This window comes from Streptomyces sp. NPDC043176 (assembly GCF_056436715.1).
In genome coordinates, this window is record NZ_JBWKCA010000029.1 from 46,553 (window position 1) to 66,323 (window position 19,771).

Genomic DNA, 19,771 nt, shown 5'->3' on the forward strand with positions numbered 1-19,771 from the left:
CATCATGCGTGCCGCCCGCCTCGTCGGGTGGGGGCCCTTACAGGCCGTAGCGCTCGCGCGCCTCCTTCACGGCCGTCGCGCGGACCGCGCCGCGGCGGGCCAGCTGCGCGAGGGCGGCGACGACGATCGACTGGGCGTCGACGCCGAAGTGGCGGCGGGCCGCGTCACGGGTGTCCGAGAGGCCGAAGCCGTCGGCGCCCAGCGAGGACCAGTCCTGCTCGACCCACTGCGCGATCTGGTCGGGGACCTGGCGCATGTAGTCGGAGACCGCGAGGACCGGGGAGTCGACGCCCTCCAGGGCCTTGCGGAGGTACGGCACCCGCTCCTCGCCGCGCAGGAGGGCCGCGTCGGCCTCCAGCGCGTCGCGGCGCAGCTCCGTCCAGGAGGTCGCGGACCACACGTCGGCGGCCACGCCCCACTCGGCGGCGAGCAGCTTCTGCGCGTCCAGGGCCCAGTGGATGGCCGTGCCGGAGGAGAGGAGCTGGATGCGCGAGGCGTTCGCGGGCACGTCGAGACCGGCGGACTCGGCCGTGTTGAAGCGGTAGAGGCCCTTGACGATGCCCTCGTCGATCCCGGCGGGCTTGGCCGGCTGCGGCATCGGCTCGTTGTAGACGGTGAGGTAGTAGAAGACGTTCTGGTCCTCGCCCTCGGCGGCCTCGCCGTACATCCGGCGCAGACCCTCCTTGACGATGGCCGCGACCTCGTAGGCGAACGCCGGGTCGTACGTCAGCGCCGCCGGGTTGGTGGCCGCGATGACGGGGGAGTGGCCGTCGGCGTGCTGGAGGCCCTCACCGGTCAGGGTGGTGCGGCCGGCGGTGGCGCCGACGAGGAAGCCGCGGCCGAGCTGGTCGCCGAGCTGCCACATCTGGTCGGCGGTCCGCTGCCAGCCGAACATCGAGTAGAAGATGTAGAAGGGGATCATCGCCTCGCCGTGCGTGGAGTACGCGGTGGACGCGGCGATGAAGTCGGCCATCGAGCCGGCCTCGGTGATGCCCTCGTTGAGGATCTGGCCGTTCTTGGCTTCCTTGTAGTACATCAGCTGGTCGCGGTCGACCGGCTCGTACGTCTGGCCCTTCGGCGAGTAGATGCCGAGCGACGGGAAGAGCGACTCCATACCGAAGGTACGGGCCTCGTCCGGGACGATCGGGACCCAGCGCTTGCCGGTCTCCTTGTCGCGGACCAGGTCCTTGACGAGCCGTACGAACGCCATCGTCGTGGCCATCGACTGCGAGCCGGAGCCCTTGTCGAACGCGGCGAACGACTTGTCGGCCGGGGCCGGCAGCGGCGCGATCGCGTGGGTGCGGCGGGCCGGGGCGGGGCCGCCGAGGGCCGCGCGGCGCTCCTGGAGGTAGCGGACCTCGGGGGCGTCGGCGCCGGGGTGGCCGTAGGGCACCTGGCCGTCGACGAACTGCGAGTCGGAGATCGGCAGCTCGAGGAGGTCGCGCATGTTCTTGAACTCGTCGGTCGTGAGCTTCTTCATCTGGTGGTTCGCGTTCTTCGACGCGAAGCCCTCACCGAGGGTGAAGCCCTTGACGGTCTGCGCGAGGATGACCGTCGGCGCGCCCTTGAACTCCACGGCGGCCTTGTACGCGGCGTACACCTTGCGGGGCTCGTGGCCGCCGCGGGAGAGGTGGAAGCACTCCAGGATCTTGTCGTCGCTCAGCAGCTGCGCCATCGCGACGAGCGCCGGGTCCTTGCCGAAGAAGTCCTGGCGGATGTAGGCGGCGTCGCGGGTCTGGTACGTCTGGACCTGCGCGTCCGGCACCTCGCGGAGGCGGCGGACGAGGGCGCCGGTGGTGTCGAGCGCGAACAGCTCGTCCCAGGCGTTGCCCCACAGCGACTTCACGACGTTCCAGCCGGCGCCGCGGAACTGGGCCTCCAGCTCCTGAACGATCTTGAAGTTGGCGCGGACCGGGCCGTCGAGGCGCTGCAGGTTGCAGTTGACGACGAAGGTCAGGTTGTCCAGGCCCTCGCGGGCGGCGAGCGCCAGCGCCGCGGTGGCCTCGGGCTCGTCCATCTCGCCGTCGCCGAGGAACGCCCACACGTGGGACGCGGAGACGTCCTTGATGGAGCGGTTCGTCAGGTAGCGGTTGAAGCGCGCCTGGTAGATCGCGGAGAGCGGGCCGAGGCCCATGGAGACGGTGGGGAACTCCCACAGCCAGGGCAGGCGCCGCGGGTGCGGGTAGGAGGGCAGGCCCTCGCCGCCGGACTCCTGCCGGAACTTGTCGAGGTGCGCCTCGGTGAGGCGGCCGTCGAGGAAGGCGCGGGCGTAGATGCCGGGGGAGGCGTGGCCCTGGATGAAGAGCTGGTCGCCGGAACCGTCGGCTTCCTTGCCCTTGAAGAAGTGGTTGAAGCCGGTCTCGTAGAGCCAGGCCGCCGAGGCGAAGGTGGCGATGTGGCCGCCGACGCCGTACTTGGAGCCGCGGGTGACCATCGCGGCCGCGTTCCAGCGGTTCCACGCGGTGATCTTCCGCTCCATCTCCTCGTCGCCGCCGGACGCGCCGACCGAGGGCTCCGCGGAGGTGGGGATGGTGTTGACGTAGTCCGTCTCCAGCAGCTTGGGCAGGGCGAGGCCCGCGCCCTCGGCGTGCTGGAGCGTGCGGCGCATCAGGTAGGCGGCCCGGTGAGGGCCGGCGGCCTTGGTGACGGCGTCCAGGGAGGCCGCCCACTCGGCGGTCTCCTCGGTGTCACGGTCCGGGAGCTGGTCGAGCTCGCTCGGAATCTTGCCTACGGGATCGGTCATGATCGCCGCCTTCCGGACAGATGGGGGTGGAGATAAGGGGCCTTGTCTGGCAGGACAGGGCGAAGGGCCGGGTGACGGCCCGCCGAAGACTGTAAACCGGCGATCGATGATCGATCAAAGGGTTGAAGGGAAAAACCTCTTCAGATCGAGAAAGTCGGCACAGGGTGCCAGGAAAACGGGCACCCGGTGCCTGATTCCGACCCCGTTTCCGCAGGTGGGACCGGCTGTATGAGGAGGCGCCCGCACAGGTGAGCGGGCCCACCGGACGGTGGGCCCGCTCACTCCGCGTGAAACCCTGGGTCAGGCCCTGGGGGCGCAGCCCAGCACATGGGCCTTCACGAGGGCCCCGATGTTCGGGTCGCCCCGGCGGAAGGCCTCCACGAGCTCTTGGTGCTCCTCCGCGTACGACTTCTGGACCGTGCCGAGCCAGCGGATCGACAGGGCCGTGAAGACCTCGATGCCCAGCGTCTCCCAGGTGTGCAGCAGGACGCCGTTCCCGGCCGCCTTCACCAGCTCCCGGTGGAAGGCCACCGTGTGCCGCACCTGGGCCGTCCCGTCGGACGTGGCGTCCGCCTCGTACAGCGCCGTCACGTGCGGCTCCAGGGCCGAGCAGTCGGTCGCCAGCCGCGTCGCGGCCAGCTCGGCCGCGATCTGCTCCAGACCGGCCCGCACCGGGTAACTCTCCTCCAGGTCCGCCGCGGTGAGGTTGCGGACCCGCACGCCCTTGTTGGGCGCCGACTCGATCAGCCGCAGCGACTCCAGCTCGCGCAGCGCCTCGCGGACGGGGGTCTGGCTGACCTCCAGCTCGGTCGCGATCCGGCGCTCCACGATCCGCTCGCCCGGCTTCCAGCGGCCGCTGACGATCCCCTCCACGATGTGCTCGCGGATCTGTTCGCGCAGCGAGTGGACGACGGGGACGGTCATGAAGGCTCCTCGGGGAGTGTTGACCCTTAGACAATACGGCGGCGCCCCCGTCCGGAAACACTTCCGGACGGGGGCGCCGCAGGTGAGGCTCGTTACGTTGCGCCTCGGGGGCCGCCTGGGGCCGAGGCTCAGAGGCCGAGGTCGACCTCGAACTCGCCGGCCTCCAGGATCGCCTTGACGGCCGTCAGGTAGCGGGCGGCGTCCGCGCCGTCCACCAGACGGTGGTCGTAGGACAGCGCGACGTACGTCATGTCGCGGATCGCGATCGTCTCACCCAGGTCCGGGTGGTCGATGACGACCGGACGGCGCACGGTGGCGCCGATGCCCAGGATGGCGACCTGGTTCGGGGGCACGATGATCGTGTCGAACAGCGCGCCGCGCGAACCGGTGTTGGAGATGGTGAAGGTCGCACCGGCCAGGTCGTCCGGCGTGATCTTGCTGGCGCGCACGGCACCGGCCAGCTCCGCGGTCTTCTTCGAGATGCCGGCGATGTTGAGGTCGCCCGCACCCTTGATGACCGGGGTCATCAGACCCTTCTCGGAGTCCACCGCGATACCGATGTTCTCGGTGTCGAAGTAGGTGATCGTGCCCTCGTCCTCGTTGATCCGGGCGTTGATGACCGGGAAGGCCTTCAGCGCCTGGGCCGCCGCCTTGACGAAGAACGGCATCGGGGACAGCTTGACGCCCTCACGGGCGGCGAAGGCGTCCTTGGCGCGGGCGCGCAGCTTCATCAGCTTGGTGATGTCGACCTCGACGACCGAGGTCAGCTGGGCCTGGCCGTGCAGCGCCTTCATCATGTTGTCGCCGATGACCTTGCGCATGCGGGTCATCTTGACGGTCTGACCGCGCAGCGGGGAGGCCTCGAGGGACGGGGCCTTCGACGCGGCGGCCGGAGCGGCGGCGGGGGCCGGGGCGGCCTTCTTGGCCTCGGCGGCCGCGAGGACGTCCTGCTTGCGGATGCGACCGCCGACGCCCGAACCCTTGACGGCCGCCAGGTCGACACCGTTCTCGGTGGCGAGCTTGCGGACCAGCGGGGTCACGTACGCGCCGTCCTCGGCCGGAGCCGGGGCGGGGGTCGCCGGGACCGGGGTCACGACGGCCGGGGCGATCGACGGAGCGGCGGCGGCCGGGGCCGGAGCGGCGGCCGGGGCGGCGGGCGCCACCGGGGCCGGAGCGGCCGGAGCCTGGGCCGGAGCGGCGGCCGGGGCGGCCGGAGCCGGGGCGGCCGGAGCCGGGGCGGCCGGGGCCGGGGCCGCGGCGGGGGCCGGAGCGGCACCCGCGGCGCCGATGACGGCCAGCTTGGCGCCGACCTCGGCGGACTCGTCCTCGGCGACGACGATCTCCAGGAGGACACCCGAGACCGGGGCCGGGATCTCGGTGTCGACCTTGTCCGTGGAGACCTCGAGCAGCGGCTCGTCGGCCTCGACGGTCTCGCCGACCGACTTCAGCCAGCGGGTGACGGTGCCCTCGGTGACGGACTCGCCCAGCGCGGGCAGCACGACGTCGGTGCCCTCGGCGGCGCCGCCACCGGCGGCGGCTTCGGCCGTCGGGGCCGGAGCCGCGGCGGGGGCGCCCGAGCCGTCGTCGATGATGGCCAGCTCGGCGCCGACCTCGACGGTCTCGTCCTCGGCGACCTTGATGGAGGCCAGGATGCCCGAGGCGGGGGCGGGGATCTCGGTGTCGACCTTGTCGGTCGAGACCTCGAGCAGCGGCTCGTCGGCCTCGACACGCTCACCCTCGGCCTTGAGCCAGCGGGTGACGGTGCCCTCGGTGACGCTCTCGCCGAGCGCCGGCAGGGTTACGGAAACCGACATGGTTTCAGTTGCTCCTAACGAATTGCGGAAAGTGGTCGTCGCGCCCTGTGATGACGTGAGCGTCAGTCGTGGGAGTGCAGAGGCTTGCCGGCCAGGGCCAGGTGGGCCTCGCCGAGCGCCTCGTTCTGGGTCGGGTGGGCGTGGATGAGCTGCGCGACCTCGGCCGGCAGCGCCTCCCAGTTGTAGATCAGCTGTGCTTCGCCGACCTGCTCGCCCATGCGGTCACCGACCATGTGGACGCCGACCACGGCACCGTCCTTGACCTGGACGAGCTTGATCTCGCCCGCGGTCTTGAGGATCTTGCTCTTGCCGTTGCCCGCGAGGTTGTACTTCAGGGCGACGACCTTGTCCGCGCCGTAGATCTCCTTGGCCTTGGCCTCGGTGATGCCGACGGAGGCGACCTCGGGGTGGCAGTACGTCACCCGGGGCACGCCGTCGTAGTCGATCGGGACGGCCTTCAGGCCGGCCAGGCGCTCCGCGACGAGGATGCCCTCGGCGAAGCCGACGTGCGCGAGCTGGAGCGTCGGGACGAGGTCGCCCACGGCCGAGATCGTCGGCACGTTGGTACGCATGTACTCGTCGACCAGGACGTAGCCGCGTTCCGTCGCGACGCCCTGCTCCTCGTAACCGAGGCCGGCGGAGACCGGGCCGCGGCCGATGGCGACCAGCAGCACCTCGGCCTCGAAGGTCTTGCCGTCGGCCAGGGTGACCTTGACGCCGTTGTCGGTGTACTCGGCGGACTGGAAGAAGGTGCCGAGGTTGAACTTGATGCCGCGCTTGCGGAACGCGCGCTCAAGAAGCTTCGAGCTGTTCTCGTCCTCGACCGGGACGAGGTGCTTCAGGCCCTCGATGACCGTGACGTCGGTGCCGAAGGACTTCCACGCGGAGGCGAACTCGACGCCGATGACGCCGCCGCCCAGGATGATCGCGGACTCCGGGACCCGGTCCAGCGTCAGCGCGTGGTCCGAGGAGATGATCCGGTTGCCGTCGATCTCCAGACCGGGGAGCGACTTCGGCACGGAGCCGGTGGCCAGGAGGACGTGCCGACCCTCGACGCGACGGCCGTCCACGTCGACGGAGGTCGGGGAGGACAGGTGACCGGTGCCCTCGATGTAGGTCACCTTGCGGGAGGCGACGAGACCCTGCAGACCCTTGTACAGGCCCGAGATCACGTCGTCCTTGTACTTGTGCACGGCCTTGATGTCGATGCCCTCGAAGGAGGCCTTGACACCGAACTGCTCCGCCTCGCGCGCCTGGTCGGCGACCTCGCCGGCGTGGAGCAGGGCCTTCGTCGGGATGCAGCCGTTGTGCAGGCAGGTGCCGCCGAGCTTGTTCTTCTCGATCAGTGCGACGTCCAGGCCCAGCTGCGCTCCGCGCAGCGCCGCGGCGTAACCGCCGCTACCGCCGCCGAGGATCACTAGGTCGAAAACGGTGCTGGCGTCGTTCGCCACGTCACGTCCTCCATGCATGTGCGCTCGTCGCCGGTCTTCGATGACCGGGCGGCGGCTGGTGTTCGGCCGCTTTATTTCGGCCCTGTGGTGGGGGCCCTGTCCTGCCGAGAACCCATCTTCGCACTTGTTGACGGGCGGCGGGACGCGGGGCCGTGCTCTGAGACGGCCGATCGTCCGTACGGCGGGGTCGGCGCGGCGTACGAACCTACGGATTTCGTCGCGAGCGAACGGGTACGGCCCCGGGCGCGGGGCCCGGGGCCGTACCTGTCGGGGTGCGGTCAGAGCTCGCCGGCCGCCGTGCGCTCGGCCAGCTTCACCAGGGTGCGGACCGCGGAGCCGGTGCCGCCCTTCGGGGTGTAGCCGTACGGGGCGCCCTCGTGGAAGGCCGGGCCCGCGATGTCCAGGTGGGCCCAGGGGATGCCCTCGCCCACGAACTCCTGCAGGAAGAGACCGGCGACCAGGCCGCCGCCCATCCGGACACCCATGTTGGCCATGTCGGCGCTGGGGGAGTCCATGGTCTTGCGCAGGTCCGCCGGGAGCGGCATCGGCCAGGACTGCTCGCCGACCTCCTCGGCGATCTCGTGGATCGCGGTGCGGTAGTCGTCGTCGTTCGCCATGATGCCGAAGGTGCGGTCGCCCAGGGCGAGGACCATCGCGCCGGTCAGGGTCGCCACGTCGACGATCGCGTCCGGGTGCTCCTCGGAGGCCCTGGTCAGCGCGTCGGCGAGGACGAGCCGGCCCTCGGCGTCGGTGTTCAGGACCTCGACGGTCTTGCCGCTGTACATGTTCAGCACGTCACCCGGGCGGGTGGCGGAGCCGGACGGCATGTTCTCGGCGAGCGCCAGCCAGCCGGTGACGTTGACCTCGAGGCCGAGGCGGGCCGCGGCGACGACGGTGGACAGGACGGCGGCGGCGCCGGCCATGTCGCACTTCATCGTCTCGTTGTGGCCGGCCGGCTTCAGGGAGATGCCGCCCGAGTCGTAGGTGATGCCCTTGCCGACCAGGGCGAGGGTCTTCTCCGCCTTCGGGTGGGTGTAGGCGACGCGGACCAGGCGCGGCGGGTTCACGGAGCCGTTGCCGACGCCCAGGATGCCGCCGTAGCCGCCCTTGGTGAGCGCCTTCTCGTCGAGGACCTGGACCTTGAGGCCGTGCTCCTTGCCGGCGACCTGGGTGGCGGCGGCGAAGGTGGCCGGGGTCAGCTCGTTCGGCGGCATGTTGACCAGGTCGCGGGCGCGGTTCATCTCCTCCGCGACGGCCAGGGCGCGCTCCGCGGCGGCCTTGAAGGCCTTGTCGCGGGGCTTGGCGCCGAGCAGGGTGACCTCGCCCAGCGGCTTCTTCGCGTCGGTGGTGTCCTGGAACGCGGTGTAGACGTACGCGCCGAGCAGCGCGCCCTCGCCGATGGCGGCGGCGTCCTCGGGAGCCGTGACCGGCAGGGCGAACGCGGCCTTCTTCACGCCGGTCAGCGTGCGGGTGGCGGTGCCGGCGGCACGCCGCAGGACCTCCGAGCCGTACGCCTCGCCGTCCTCGGGGGCGGTGCCGAGGCCGACGGCCAGCACGACCGGGGCCTTCACGCCGGAGGGAGCGGGCAGCTTGATCGCCTCACCCTCGGCACCCGAGGCGCCCAGGGTCTCCAGGACGGCGGCGAGCCGGCCTTCGAAGGCCTTGTCGACGGCCTCGGCGCCCGGGGCGACGACGAGCGCCTTGCCGGACTTCGCGACGCCGACGACGAGGACGTCGGCACGCAGCGTCGCCGCGCCGGCGGTGCTGAGAGTGAGAGCAGTCACGGTGGTGAAATCTCGCTTCCATTGAGTTCTGTGCTGGTCGAGGGATGGGCCGACCGTGCCCGCCTCATCGTATTTCGGCCCCGAGAGGGCCGAGAACGAGCCTACGCTCGCTCAGCCGGTTCGATCACGGCGACGGCGGTTCACTCATCCGTGGTGTCTCTTTCATGTTTACCTTCCCGGCTCGGAGACCTGCTCCACACTCGCCTCAATCACGCAAGGACGACGCCGTCGCCTTTGCATCATCTGCATCATCTCCACAGGTCCCCCCGATCCCGCTACGGCCCGGGCGGACCTGGCGAGGGGGGACACACCCGATGGACTCCGGCCGAATCCGTACGCCCAGAAGCACCCACCGCGCCCGCACCGCGCCCCGCACCGGCGCACCCCGCGGCGCCCGTCTCGCGGTGCTCGCCGCGGCCGCGCTGCTCGCCACCGTCGTGCCGTCCGCGCAGGCGGTCGCCGCGACGGTGCCCCGCATCGACCTCACCGTCCTCGTCGTCGACGACGGCGGCAGCGCGGTCGAGGCGATCACCGCCGAGCTGAAGGGCTCCGGTGTCCCGTACCGCAGGATCGACCTCGCCGACCCGAACCGGCCGGTCCTCGACGCGGCCTTCCTCAGCGACACGGTCGACGGCCGCCCCCGCGCCAAGTACCAGGGCGTGGTCCTGCCCCACGAGAGCGCCTTCGGCCCCGACTCCGCCGAGCACACCGCCCTCCAGGCGTACGAGCGGACCTTCGGCATCCCGCAGGTCGACGCCTACACCTGGTCGCACCCCGGCGTCGGCCTCGACTACACCGACCAGGGCGGCTACTCCGGCGTCCTCGACGGGGCCACCGCCGGCGTCACCGCCGCCGGACAGGCAGGCCCCTTCCGGTACCTGGCCGGGACCCTCGCCTTCGAGGACAACGACCCCTCGATCGCCGAGAGCTACGGCTACGCCGGCCGCCCGCGGGCCGGCTACACCAGCTACGTCGACATCCCCGTCGGCGGCGGCCGGGCCAGCCTCATCGGCGAGTACGCCGCCGACGGCCGCCGCGAACTCGTCGTCACCTTCGCCTACAACCAGTACCAGCGGCAGTTCCGGTCCCTCGCCCGCGGCATCGTCGAATGGCTCACCCAGGGCGTCCACCTCGGCCAGAGCCGCAACTACCTCTCCGTCCACGTCGACGACGTCTTCGCCCCCGACGCCCGCTGGGACCCCGCGCTCAACTGCACCCCCGGCGACTTCGACTGCGTCGGCGACGACGGCGAGGGCGTGAACCCGATCCGCATGACGGTCGCCGACGCGCAGTACGCCGTCGCCTGGCAGAAGGCCTCCGGCTTCACCCTCGACATGGTCTACAACGGCGGCCAGGGCGAGCAGTGGAAGACCGAGCACGGCGGCACCGACCCGCTCACCGACCGGCTGGTGGCCGACCGCGCCCAGTACCGGTGGATCAATCACACCTACACCCACCCCTTCCTCGGATGCGTCCAGGACAACACCGTCGTCCCCTGGCAGTGCGCGAAGGACACCACCGGGAAGACCCTCTGGGTCAGCCGCTCCGAGCTCTCCGCCCAGATCCGCGACAACCACGACTGGGCCGTCGGCAAGGGCATCTCCGTCGACCGCGGCGAACTCGTCACCGGCGAGCACTCCGGCCTGAAGACCCTGCCCCAGCAGCCCGTCGACAACCCCAACCTCGCCGGCGCCCTCGCCGACAACGGCGTCAAGTGGACCGCGAGCGACAACTCCCGCGAACCGCAGCAGCGCGCGGTCGGCGCCGCGAAGACCGTGCCCCGCCACCCCATGAACGTGTACTACAACGTGGGCACCGCCGCCGAGATGGCCGACGAGTACAACTGGATCTACACCTCGCGCGCCGACGGCGGCAGCGGGATCTGCGAGTCCAACCCGGCCTCCACCTGCCTGCCCGCCCCGCTCGACACCACCACCGGCTACGCCGACCGGATCGTCCCGCAGGAGGCCCGCACCGCGCTCTCCCACGTGCTGGGCAACGACCCTCGCCCGCACTACGTGCACCAGTCCAACCTCGCCGAGGAACGGCTCCTCTACCCCGTCCTCGACCGCGTACTCGGCGACTACCGGGCCCTGTTCGCGGCCAACACGCCGCTGGTCAACCCCGCCCAGCGGGACGTCGGCACCGAACTGGCCCGCCGCGCCGCCTGGGACCAGGCCCTCGCCGCCGGAAAGGTCACCGCCTACCGCATCGGCGGCACGGTCACGGTCAAGGCACCCGCCGGCGTCACCGCGCCCGTCACCGCCCCCGAGGGCACCCGCAAGCGGCTCCTCCTCGGCAGTGCCGTGTTCGGCTCGCCCTACGCCGGAACGCGCTCCGCCTGGACCGCGCCCGAACTGCTCCAGAGCACCGTCACACTCACGCTGCCGACCACCTGACCAGCACGTTCTGGGGGGAACCGAACATGCCGAGCCGTGGCCGCCACGTCACCATGCTCACCGAAGGCACCTATCCGCACGTCCACGGCGGCGTCAGCACCTGGTGCGACCAGCTCGTCCGCGGGATGCCCGAGGTCGACTTCGAGATCCTCGCCCTCACCGGCAGCGGCCGCGAACCCGTCACCTGGGAGCTGCCGCCCAACGTCACCCGGCACACCGCGTACCCCCTCTGGGGACTCCCGCAGGGACCGGCCGCGCCCGTGTACGCGCGCCGGCCCCTGCGGGGGCGCGAACGCCGCCGCTTCCTCGACGCGTACGAAGGACTCCTGCTCGCCCTCCTCGACCCCGACTCGGGCCGCGACTTCGGCACCGGCCTGTACGAACTGGCCGCTTTCGCCCGGCAGGGACGGCTGACGACCGCCCTCCGCTCCGAGCCAGCCCTGCGCTCCCTCATGTGGATCTGGACCATGCCGCACCTGCCGACACTCGCGTCCCGGCCCACCGTCCACGACGCGCTCACCGCCACCGACCTGCTGGAACACGCCCTGCGGCCGCTCGCCGCCCGGATCGCCGCCGGCAGCGTCGCCCACGCCGTCTCCAGCGGTCTCGCCACGCTGCCCGCCCTCGCCGCGCAGCACTTCGAAGGGGTCCCCTTCCTGCTCACCGAACACGGCATCTACCTCCGCGAGCGCTACCTCGGCTACCGCACCGAAGCGCAGCGCTGGCCCGTCAAGGCCCTCATGCTCGGCTTCTACCGCGAACTCAACACCCTCGGCTACCGCAAGGCCGACCTCATCACCCCCTGCAACCAGTACAACCGGCGCTGGGAGGAACGCGGCGGCGCCCCCGCCGAGCGCATCCGCACCGTCTACAACGGCGTCGACCCCGCCCTCTTCCCCGAGGCCGGACCCGAACCCGAGACCCCCACCCTCAGCTGGTGCGGACGCGTCGACCCCATCAAGGACCTGGAGACCCTCCTCCGGGCGTACGCGATCTGCCGCGCCGAACTCCCCGAGCTGCGGCTCCGGTTGTTCGGCCCGGTCCCGGCCGGCAACGAGGACTACCGGACCCGCCTGGAGAAGCTCGCCGCCGAACTGGGCGTCACCGACGGGGTGTCCTTCGAGGGCCGCGTCTCCGACGTGCCCTCCGCCTACGCCGCCGGCAGCGTCGTCATGCTCTCCTCCATCAGCGAGGGCTTCCCCTTCTCCCTCATCGAGGCCATGTCCTGCGGCCGCGCCACCGTCTCCACCGACGTCGGCGGCGTCCGGGAGGCCGTCGGCGACACCGGCGTCGTCGTACCGCCCCGCGAACCGGCCGTCATGGCCGCCGCCGTCACCGAACTCCTCCGTGACGGGGCACGGCGCGCCGAACTCGGCCGCCTGGCCCGGCAGCGCGTCATCGACCGCTTCACCCTCAACCGCTCGGTCGACGGCTTCCGCCAGATCTACCGCGAACTGGCCGGAGCCCGCCCCCCGCGCCCCGCCCCGCCCGTCACCCCCGCGCCCCTCCGCCTCAGCATCCCCGCCCCGCGCCGTGCCTCCGCGGCCCTCGTCCCAGGAGGCACCCCGGCATGAGCGGCTCCCTCTGGCTGAAACCCCCGACGACGACCACCCCCCTCCCCGCCGTCCCCCGCCCCCGCCGCGAGCAACCGGCGACGCGGGCCACACCCCCGCCGGCGGAAGGTCCCCCCGGCCCGGCCCCGTCCGCCGCCGAACAGCCCGCCGCCGATCCGCTGGACGAACTCGCCCGACGGCTCGACGGGTTCGTCGCCGTCGCGGTGCACCCGGACGAGATCGCGGCGATCCTCGAGTCCGACGGGATGACCGACGACCACATCCGGCTCACCTACGGCCGGGCCGACTCCTTCGCCCTCGCCGAGGACCTGTACGCGCGCGTGGAGCGGCGCCACCCGGAACCGGCGCCGCCCCGGGACGGGCCCTGGCACTCGGAACTGGCGGGCTGCCTGCTGCGCGGGCTCGTCTTCGCGCTGCCGGGCCTCGCGTACGTCCTGGCCGCACCGCTCCTGGCCGGCGAGGGCGGCCGCGCCGGGCTCCCCGGCGGAACGGTCCCTCTCCTCGCCGGGGCCGTCACCGGATGGGTGTGGAACCAGGCGCTGTCGCACCGCGCGTACACCTGGCTCGGCCTCGGGGACCGGCCCGCCGCCGCCCGCGCGCTGCTCGTCGGCGCACCCGCGGGCGCGCTCGCCGGGACGGCCGTCGCCCTCGCGGTCGCGGCGCCCGGCGAGACCCCGGCCGCCGTGTTCGCGGCGGGGCAGTCCCTGTACCTCGCCGCCGCGACCGTCCTCCTGGTCCTCGGCCGTGAACGGGCCCTGCTCTACGCCCTCTCGCCGCTGGCCGGGGCGCTCCCCGCGTTCCGCTGGGACCTGCCCGGCGCACTGCGCGCCGGACTGCTCCTGGCCTCGCTCGCCGCGTCCGTCGCCTGCGCCGCGCACGTGCTGCGGCCGGGTGCGCGGCGGGGCGTGCGGGGCCGCGGCGGGCCGGCGCCGGCCGCCTCGCTGCCGTACGGCCTGTTCGGCCTCGGAAGCGGCCTGCTGGTCCTCCACGCGGGCGTGGGCGACACCCTGGTGAGCGGAGCGGGGGCGGTCATGGCGCTGACCCTCTCGATGGGGCCCGCCGAGTGGCTGCTGTACCGCTTCCGGGGCGAGAGCCTGACCCGGCTGCGGACCCTCACCACCGCGCGGGAGTTCCGCCGCGCGGTCACCGGCACCCTCGTCCTGTGCCTGGGCGGCTACCTCACCGTCCTGCTCGCCCTCACGCTCGCCGCCACCCTGGTGTGGCCGGACGCGCCCTGGCCGACGCCGCCGCGGCTCGCCACCCTGCTCCTGATCGGCACCGTGCTCTGGCTCGGCCTGCTGCTCCAGGCCTTCGGCGCCGTGCTCAGCGCGGCCGGGGTCTGCCTGCTCGCGGCGGCGGCCCAGACCGCGGTGCCGGCGGCGGGCCCGCTGGCGGCCGGGGGAGCGGCGGCGCTGCTGGCCGTCCTGAGCTGTGTCCTGCTGGTACGACCGACCGTCCACCGCGCCTAGGGGGACCGGACCGTGACACCCCCCTCCCTGCTGGTGCCGTACTACGAGCACCCGGCCGAGCGCCCCGAGGCCTGGACGGCCCTCGTCGACGCGGCGCCCTTCCTCTACGGCGTCGTCCTGAACCCGGCGAACGGCGCGGGCGGGGCACCCGACCCGGCGTTCGCCGACGCCGCCGGGCGCCTGCGGGCGGCCGGCGTACGGGTCCTCGGCTACGCGGACACCGCCTACGCCCGCCGCCCGCACGGCGAGGTCGTCACCGACCTGCTCCGCCACCGCGACTGGTACGGCGCCGACGGGGCCTTCCTCGACCAGGTCTCGACCGCGCCCGGCGCGCTCGCCCACTACCGCCGGATCGCGGTCGCGGCGCGGGCCGCCGGGGCCGCCACCCTCGTCTTCAACCACGGCGCCCAGCCGGACGCCGGCTACGAGGCCCAGGCCGACCTCCTCGTCACCTTCGAGGGCCCCTGGGACACGTACCGCGCGCTCGACCTCCCGGTCGCCCCGCACTACTGCCACCTCGTCTACGCGGCCCCGCCCGGCGTCCGCCCCGCCACCCCGGTGCACTGCGCCGTCCCCGGCGCAGGCGCCCACCCCTGGGGCACCCTTCCGCACCTCCTGGAGCCCGCCCGATGAGACGTACGATCCCGCTGCTCGCGGGCCTCCTGCTCCTCGCCACGGCCTGTACGGCGGGCCCGGGCCCGGGCCCCGACCCGAAGGCGACGGACGGCGAACGCTGGCGGCCGGGGCCCGGCCTCGCCTGGCAGTGGCAGCTCAGCGGCCGTCTCGACCCCACGGTCGACGTCCCCGTGTACGACATCGACGGCTTCGACCACCCCGCGTCCACCGTCGCGGACCTGCGGGCGCGCGGCCGGAAGGTCATCTGCTACCTCTCCACCGGCGCCTGGGAGGACTTCCGCCCCGACGCGGCGCGCTTCCCCGCCGCCCTGCTCGGCAAGGGCAACGGCTGGGACGGCGAGCGCTGGCTCGACATCCGCCGCACCGACCTCCTCGAACCCCTCATGGCCAAGCGCCTCGACATGTGCCGGGACAAGGGGTTCGACGCCGTCGAACCCGACAACATGGACGGCTACCGCAACGCCACCGGCTTCCCCCTCACCGCCGCCGACCAGCTCCGCTACAACCGCCTCATCGCCCGCCTCGCCCACGACCGCGGCCTCGCCGTCGGCCTCAAGAACGACCTCGACCAGATCCCCCGGCTCCTCCCCGACTTCGACTTCGCCGTCAACGAGCAGTGCGCCGAGTACGACGAGTGCGGCCGCCTCGCCCCCTTCGTCGCCGCCGGCAAGGCCGTCTTCCACGTCGAATACGAGCTCGCCACCACCGAGTTCTGCCCCCAGGCCCGCGAGCTGGGCCTCAGCTCGATGCTCAAGAAGTACGAACTCGGGGTGTGGCGCAGGCCCTGCTAGGAGTCGCCGCGCCCCGCCGCAGGCGGTCGGGATCAGGGAGGCCGTGGCGAGCGCGGCGGCGGTACGGGCGTGGCTTCCGATCGTGGTCATGCGGCCCGCCGAACGCCCCGGTGGCTGCGCGCCCGCCGGGTCGCGGAACGGTCATCCCAGCGTCAGCGCCACCAGGGCCGTCGTCGCCGCCGTCTCCTCCACCGCGCCGAAGACGTCGCCCGTGACCCCGCCGAACCGCCGCACGCAGCGCCGGAGGAGGAGGGCGGCGACGCAGAGGGCCGCGCCCGCGGCGAGGACGTCGCGGACGGCGTCGTAAGGGGAGGAGAGGAGGCCGACGGCGGCGCAGGCGGTGAGGACGAGGGCGGTGGCGAGGGTGGCGGAGCGGACCGACACGGTCTCGGCCACGATCGCGCCGAGGCCCTCGGGGCGGGCGGCGGGGACGCCGTGGCGGGAGGCGTGGGTGAGGGCGAGGCGGGCGACGGTGGCGGCGAGCGTGACGGCGACGGTGCCGTGCGTCCAGCTCTGCTCGTACAGCCGGTAGAGCGCGGCGACCTGCGCGAGCAGGACGAGGACGAGGGCGATGACGCCGAACGGTCCGATGTCCGACTGCTTCATGATGCGCAGTGCGTTCTCGGCCGGTTTGGCGCTGCCGAGGCCGTCGGCCGTGTCGGCGAGGCCGTCGAGGTGGAGGCCCCTGGTGAGCACGGCGGGCACGGCGGTGGCGGCGACGGCCGCGAGCAGCGGGCCGGAACCGAGCAGCAGGAACGCGCCGCCGAGCGCGGCGGCGGAGAGCCCGACGGTCAGTCCGGCCACGGGTGCGCAGAGCATGCCGGCGCGCGCCGCGTCCCGGTCCCAGCGGGTGATGCGGGCGGGGAACACCGTGAGGGTGCCGAAGGCGAAACGCAGGCCGTCCATCCGGGCAGGGTAATCGGCGCCTTCGGACGGTAGATTGCGCATAACGCGCATATCGGAACGGGGTGGCATGGGTCACTGGTTCTCCCGCAACATCGTCGAGCCGGGCAAGGTCCCGATGCTGCTCGCTCTGACCTCCTTCGTCCTGACATTCCTGGTCACCCGCACCGTCACCCGGCTCATCCGGGCGGGGAAGGGGCCCTTCCGGAACGTCTCCTCCGGAGGGCTCCACATCCATCACGTCGTACCCGGCGTCGTCCTCACCGTCATCGGCGGATTCGGCGCGGTGGGCAGCGACCGGCACGGCGTGGGCGGCGCCGTCTTCGCCGTCGTCTTCGGGATCGGCGCCGGGCTCGTCCTCGACGAGTTCGCGCTCATCCTCCATCTGGACGACGTCTACTGGACGGACGAGGGCCGTCAGAGCGTCGAGGTGGTCGTCCTCACCGCGGCGCTGGTGGGACTCGCGCTCAGCGGCTTCTCACCGCTCGGCGTCAACGACATGACGGCGGACGAGCGGCAGGACCGGGCCACCTTCATCCTCACCCTCGTGCTCAACTTCGCCCTGGTCCTGGTCACCCTGGTGAAGGGGAAGGTCCGGCTCGCCGTGATCGGGACCCTGATCCCGTTCGTGGCGATCGTCGGCGCCCTCCGCCTGGCCCGCCCCGGCTCCTGGTGGTCCCGGCACCTCTACGCCCGCCGCCACAAGGCCAGGGCCCGGGCCGCGATCCGCGCGTACCGCCACGACAAGCGCTGGACCAGGGTCCGGCGGCGCGTTCAGGACGTGATCGGCGGCTTCCAGGAGCGGGTGCCCGGGCGGGGCACGCCCCCGTCGTCCTGACCGCGCCCACGCCAGGCCTGGACGGCGATCAGGACCAGGACGGCGGCGATCGCCGCGAGGTGCTCCTTGCCCGCCAGGTTCGGCTTGATCACCACCTCGGCCACCATCGCCAGCACGACGAGCGCGGCCGTCCACCGGGCGCCGTACCGCCGGCAGACGTACACGGCGAGGCCGACCACGGCCGCGGACGGGCCGGTGTCGACGACCTGCGCGTCGGCGGCGGGCAGCCCGAACGGGCCGTCCGGGCCGAGGGCGATGCCCACGCGCGCGTAGAGCGTGCCGGCCAGCGTCGCCAGGTAGGCGACGGTGAGCGTCCGCCACCGCCCGACGCAGATCTCGGCGATCCCGAACACGAGCAGCACCTGGGCCAGGGCGCCCCACACGGGCAGGTCCAGCGCGGGAACGAAGAGCGACAGCGGGGTCCGCAGCAGCGCGAGCCACAGCGGGTCCTCGGCCCGTACGGAACCGATGTCCTGGACCGGCTGGTAGCCCCAGTCCTGGTTCTGTACGACCTGGAACCCGGCGGTCAGACAGACGGCGGCCAGCGTCATCGGCGCCGCCCGCCACCCCGAGGTGACGAGGGCGGTCCGCACGGTGGTGAACAGCGGCCCCCACTCGCGGCGGGCGAATCGCGCGAGCCCCCCGCTCAACGCCCGCTCTCCAGATGCCTGCGGTGCATCCACTTCGGCAGGCCCGGGGCCTCCAGGAAGCCCTCGGCCCGGCCGGCCGCCAGGCCGATGCGCAACAGGTCGGCACTCTTCTCGAAGAGCATGAATCGGGGCTCCCAGATGGGTCGGTACTTGGCGTTGGCGCGGTACAGCGACTCGATCTGCCACCAGCGGGAGAAGAAGCTGAGCAGCGAACGCCACATGCGCAGCACGGGTCCCGCCCCGAGCTTCGAGCCACGTTCGAAGACGGAGCGGAACATGGCGAAGTTGAGCGACACCTGAGTGATCCCGATCTCCTCGGCCCGCTGGAGGAGTTCGATGACCATGAACTCCATCAGGCCGTTCTCCGACTCCCGGTCACGGCGCATCAGGTCCAGCGAGAGCCCCTTGGGGCCCCAGGGCACGAAGGACAGCACGGCCCGCAGCTCGCCCCGGTCGTCGGTGCACTCCAGCATCACGCAGCGGCCGTCGCGCGGATCGCCGAGCCGGCCGAGCGCCATCGAGAAGCCCCGTTCGGTGGCGCCGTCCCGCCAGTCGTCGGCCTTGCGCAGCAGCTCGGTCATCTCGTCGGCCGGAATGTCCTCGTGCCGCCGGATCCGCACCTCGTACCCCGCCCGCTTGACCCGGTTGTACGCCTGCCGGACGGTCCGCATCGCCCGGCCGTCCAGGGTGAACTCGTCGGTCTCCACGATCGCCTCGTCGCCCAGCTCCAGGGCGTCCAGACCGTGCCGGGCGTAGATGGTGCCGGCCTCCTCGCTCGCGCCCATCACCGCCGGGATCCAGCCGTGCTCGCGGGCCTCGGCCAGCCAGGGTTCGATGGCTCCGGGCCAGGCCTCGGGGTCGCCGATCGGGTCGCCGGAGGCGAGGGACACCCCGCCGACCACCCGGTAGGCGACGGCCGCCTTCTCGCTCGGCGACCACACGACGCTCTTCTCGCGGCGCAGCGCGAAGTAGCCGAGCGAGTCGCGGTCGCCGTGCTTGTCGAGCAGGATCCGCAGCCGGTCCTCGTCCTCCTCCGTCAGCGGGTCCGTGGCCCGCCGGGAGCGGAAGGCCGCGAAGAGGACGGCGAAGAGGAGCAGCGTGGACAGCACGTTGATGGTGACGTCGACCCAGCCGGGCGTGGTGATGCCGGGGAAGCGGGAGTCGTCGGTGGCCAGGGTGATCAGCCGCATCACGCCGTACCGCCAGCGCTCCAGGAAGGTGGAGTGGTTGGTGGAGGTGTTGGTGACGGTGACCAGGACGGCGGCGACCAGCGAGGTGACGAGGAGTCCGCCGACCGCCACGGCCGCGGCGAGCCACGGGTTGGAACGGTCGCCCTTCGCGTAGAACTCCTTGCGGCCGAGCAGCAGCGCCACGACGAAGGCGGTGGTCAGCCCGAGCGAGATCCAGTTCTGGGCGTGCCGCCGGATCTCCGGGAAGAGCATCACGAGCGCGAAGAGCAGCAGGAAGAGGCCGCCGAGCACCATGTTGAGGATCCACGCCGCCCGCTTGCGGCGCCGCATGGTGATCGCCAGGAACAGGGTGAAGACCCCGGAGGCGAAGCCCGCCGTGAGCATGTACGGCGTGAAGTAGTCGTCCTCGTTGTGCCGGCGCAGGTCCTGTCCGAACGAGACCCAGACGGCGCTCAGGAAATTGATGAACGTGACGACGCGCAGGTACCAGACGGCGAACGCGGCGCTGCGGCGCGAACGGACGGTGGTGCCCCGGGGCGCTGCTTCGGCAGGCAAACGGACCTCTCCCATGAAAAGCGATCATATGGGGCGCCGCTCGCCGTGCC

14 protein-coding genes are annotated in these 19,771 nt (G+C 72.5%); 6 read left to right on the forward strand and 8 right to left on the reverse strand.

The features are described from left to right. Positions 1-37: 37 nt before the first annotated feature. The 5 genes from aceE to AC067A_RS33075 form a co-directional block, all read right to left on the reverse strand. A complete protein-coding gene (gene aceE, locus AC067A_RS33055) occupies positions 38-2,743 on the reverse strand; it encodes a pyruvate dehydrogenase (acetyl-transferring), homodimeric type (protein WP_479246690.1) in 2,706 nt (901 codons plus the stop codon). 300 nt (positions 2,744-3,043) lie between these two features. Continuing rightward, positions 3,044-3,667 carry a GntR family transcriptional regulator gene (locus tag AC067A_RS33060; protein ID WP_479246692.1) on the reverse strand — a complete coding sequence of 208 codons (624 nt, stop codon included), beginning with the start codon at positions 3,665-3,667 and terminating at the stop codon, positions 3,044-3,046. Positions 3,668-3,795: 128 nt separating this feature from the next. Continuing rightward, complete coding sequence (sucB, locus tag AC067A_RS33065) at positions 3,796-5,481, reverse strand: 2-oxoglutarate dehydrogenase, E2 component, dihydrolipoamide succinyltransferase (protein ID WP_479246694.1); 1,686 nt, start codon at positions 5,479-5,481, stop codon at positions 3,796-3,798. Positions 5,482-5,543: 62 nt separating this feature from the next. Then, positions 5,544-6,932: a dihydrolipoyl dehydrogenase gene (gene lpdA, locus AC067A_RS33070; RefSeq protein WP_479246695.1), complete on the reverse strand. Its 1,389-nt coding sequence runs from the start codon at positions 6,930-6,932 to the stop codon at positions 5,544-5,546. Between the two features lie 278 nt (positions 6,933-7,210). Further along, entirely contained in the window at positions 7,211-8,716 is a 1,506-nt protein-coding gene (locus AC067A_RS33075; protein ID WP_479246696.1) for a leucyl aminopeptidase, read from the reverse strand. A gap of 314 nt (positions 8,717-9,030) precedes the next feature. Between AC067A_RS33075 and AC067A_RS33080 the strand changes: the two genes are divergently transcribed. The 5 genes from AC067A_RS33080 to AC067A_RS33100 are packed head-to-tail and all read left to right on the forward strand — an operon-like array spanning position 9,031 to position 15,585. Then, entirely contained in the window at positions 9,031-11,115 is a 2,085-nt protein-coding gene (locus AC067A_RS33080) for a hypothetical protein (RefSeq protein ID WP_479246697.1), read from the forward strand. A 26-nt stretch (positions 11,116-11,141) separates the two neighbouring features. After that, the gene (pelF, locus tag AC067A_RS33085) at positions 11,142-12,689 is read left to right on the forward strand and encodes a GT4 family glycosyltransferase PelF (protein ID WP_479246699.1); all 1,548 of its coding nucleotides are present in this window, start codon (positions 11,142-11,144) and stop codon (positions 12,687-12,689) included. Then, positions 12,686-14,158: a hypothetical protein gene (locus tag AC067A_RS33090; protein WP_479246701.1), complete on the forward strand. Its 1,473-nt coding sequence runs from the start codon at positions 12,686-12,688 to the stop codon at positions 14,156-14,158. The genes pelF and AC067A_RS33090 overlap by 4 nt, the downstream gene beginning before the upstream one ends. A 12-nt stretch (positions 14,159-14,170) precedes the next feature. Continuing rightward, the gene (locus tag AC067A_RS33095) at positions 14,171-14,791 is read left to right on the forward strand and encodes a spherulation-specific family 4 protein (RefSeq protein ID WP_479246703.1); all 621 of its coding nucleotides are present in this window, start codon (positions 14,171-14,173) and stop codon (positions 14,789-14,791) included. Further along, positions 14,788-15,585, forward strand: coding sequence for an endo alpha-1,4 polygalactosaminidase (locus AC067A_RS33100; protein ID WP_479246705.1), 798 nt, complete (start codon positions 14,788-14,790; stop codon positions 15,583-15,585). The genes AC067A_RS33095 and AC067A_RS33100 overlap by 4 nt, the downstream gene beginning before the upstream one ends. A 141-nt stretch (positions 15,586-15,726) precedes the next feature. Here AC067A_RS33100 and AC067A_RS33105 read toward each other — a convergent pair whose 3' ends face one another. Continuing rightward, on the reverse strand, positions 15,727-16,533 hold the full coding sequence (locus AC067A_RS33105) for an adenosylcobinamide-GDP ribazoletransferase (protein ID WP_479246707.1): 807 nt from the start codon (positions 16,531-16,533) through the stop codon (positions 15,727-15,729). A 25-nt stretch (positions 16,534-16,558) separates the two neighbouring features. On the opposite strand from AC067A_RS33105, the gene AC067A_RS33110 reads away from it, so the two are divergent. After that, positions 16,559-17,326: a hypothetical protein gene (locus tag AC067A_RS33110; protein ID WP_479246708.1), complete on the forward strand. Its 768-nt coding sequence runs from the start codon at positions 16,559-16,561 to the stop codon at positions 17,324-17,326. Here the strand turns inward: AC067A_RS33110 and AC067A_RS33115 are convergent. Then, a complete protein-coding gene (locus AC067A_RS33115; RefSeq protein WP_479246710.1) occupies positions 17,263-17,976 on the reverse strand; it encodes a hypothetical protein in 714 nt (237 codons plus the stop codon). The genes AC067A_RS33110 and AC067A_RS33115 overlap by 64 nt on opposite strands. Next, the gene (locus AC067A_RS33120; RefSeq protein WP_479246712.1) at positions 17,973-19,736 is read right to left on the reverse strand and encodes a phosphatidylglycerol lysyltransferase domain-containing protein; all 1,764 of its coding nucleotides are present in this window, start codon (positions 19,734-19,736) and stop codon (positions 17,973-17,975) included. The genes AC067A_RS33115 and AC067A_RS33120 overlap by 4 nt, the downstream gene beginning before the upstream one ends. Positions 19,737-19,771 lie beyond the last annotated feature (35 nt).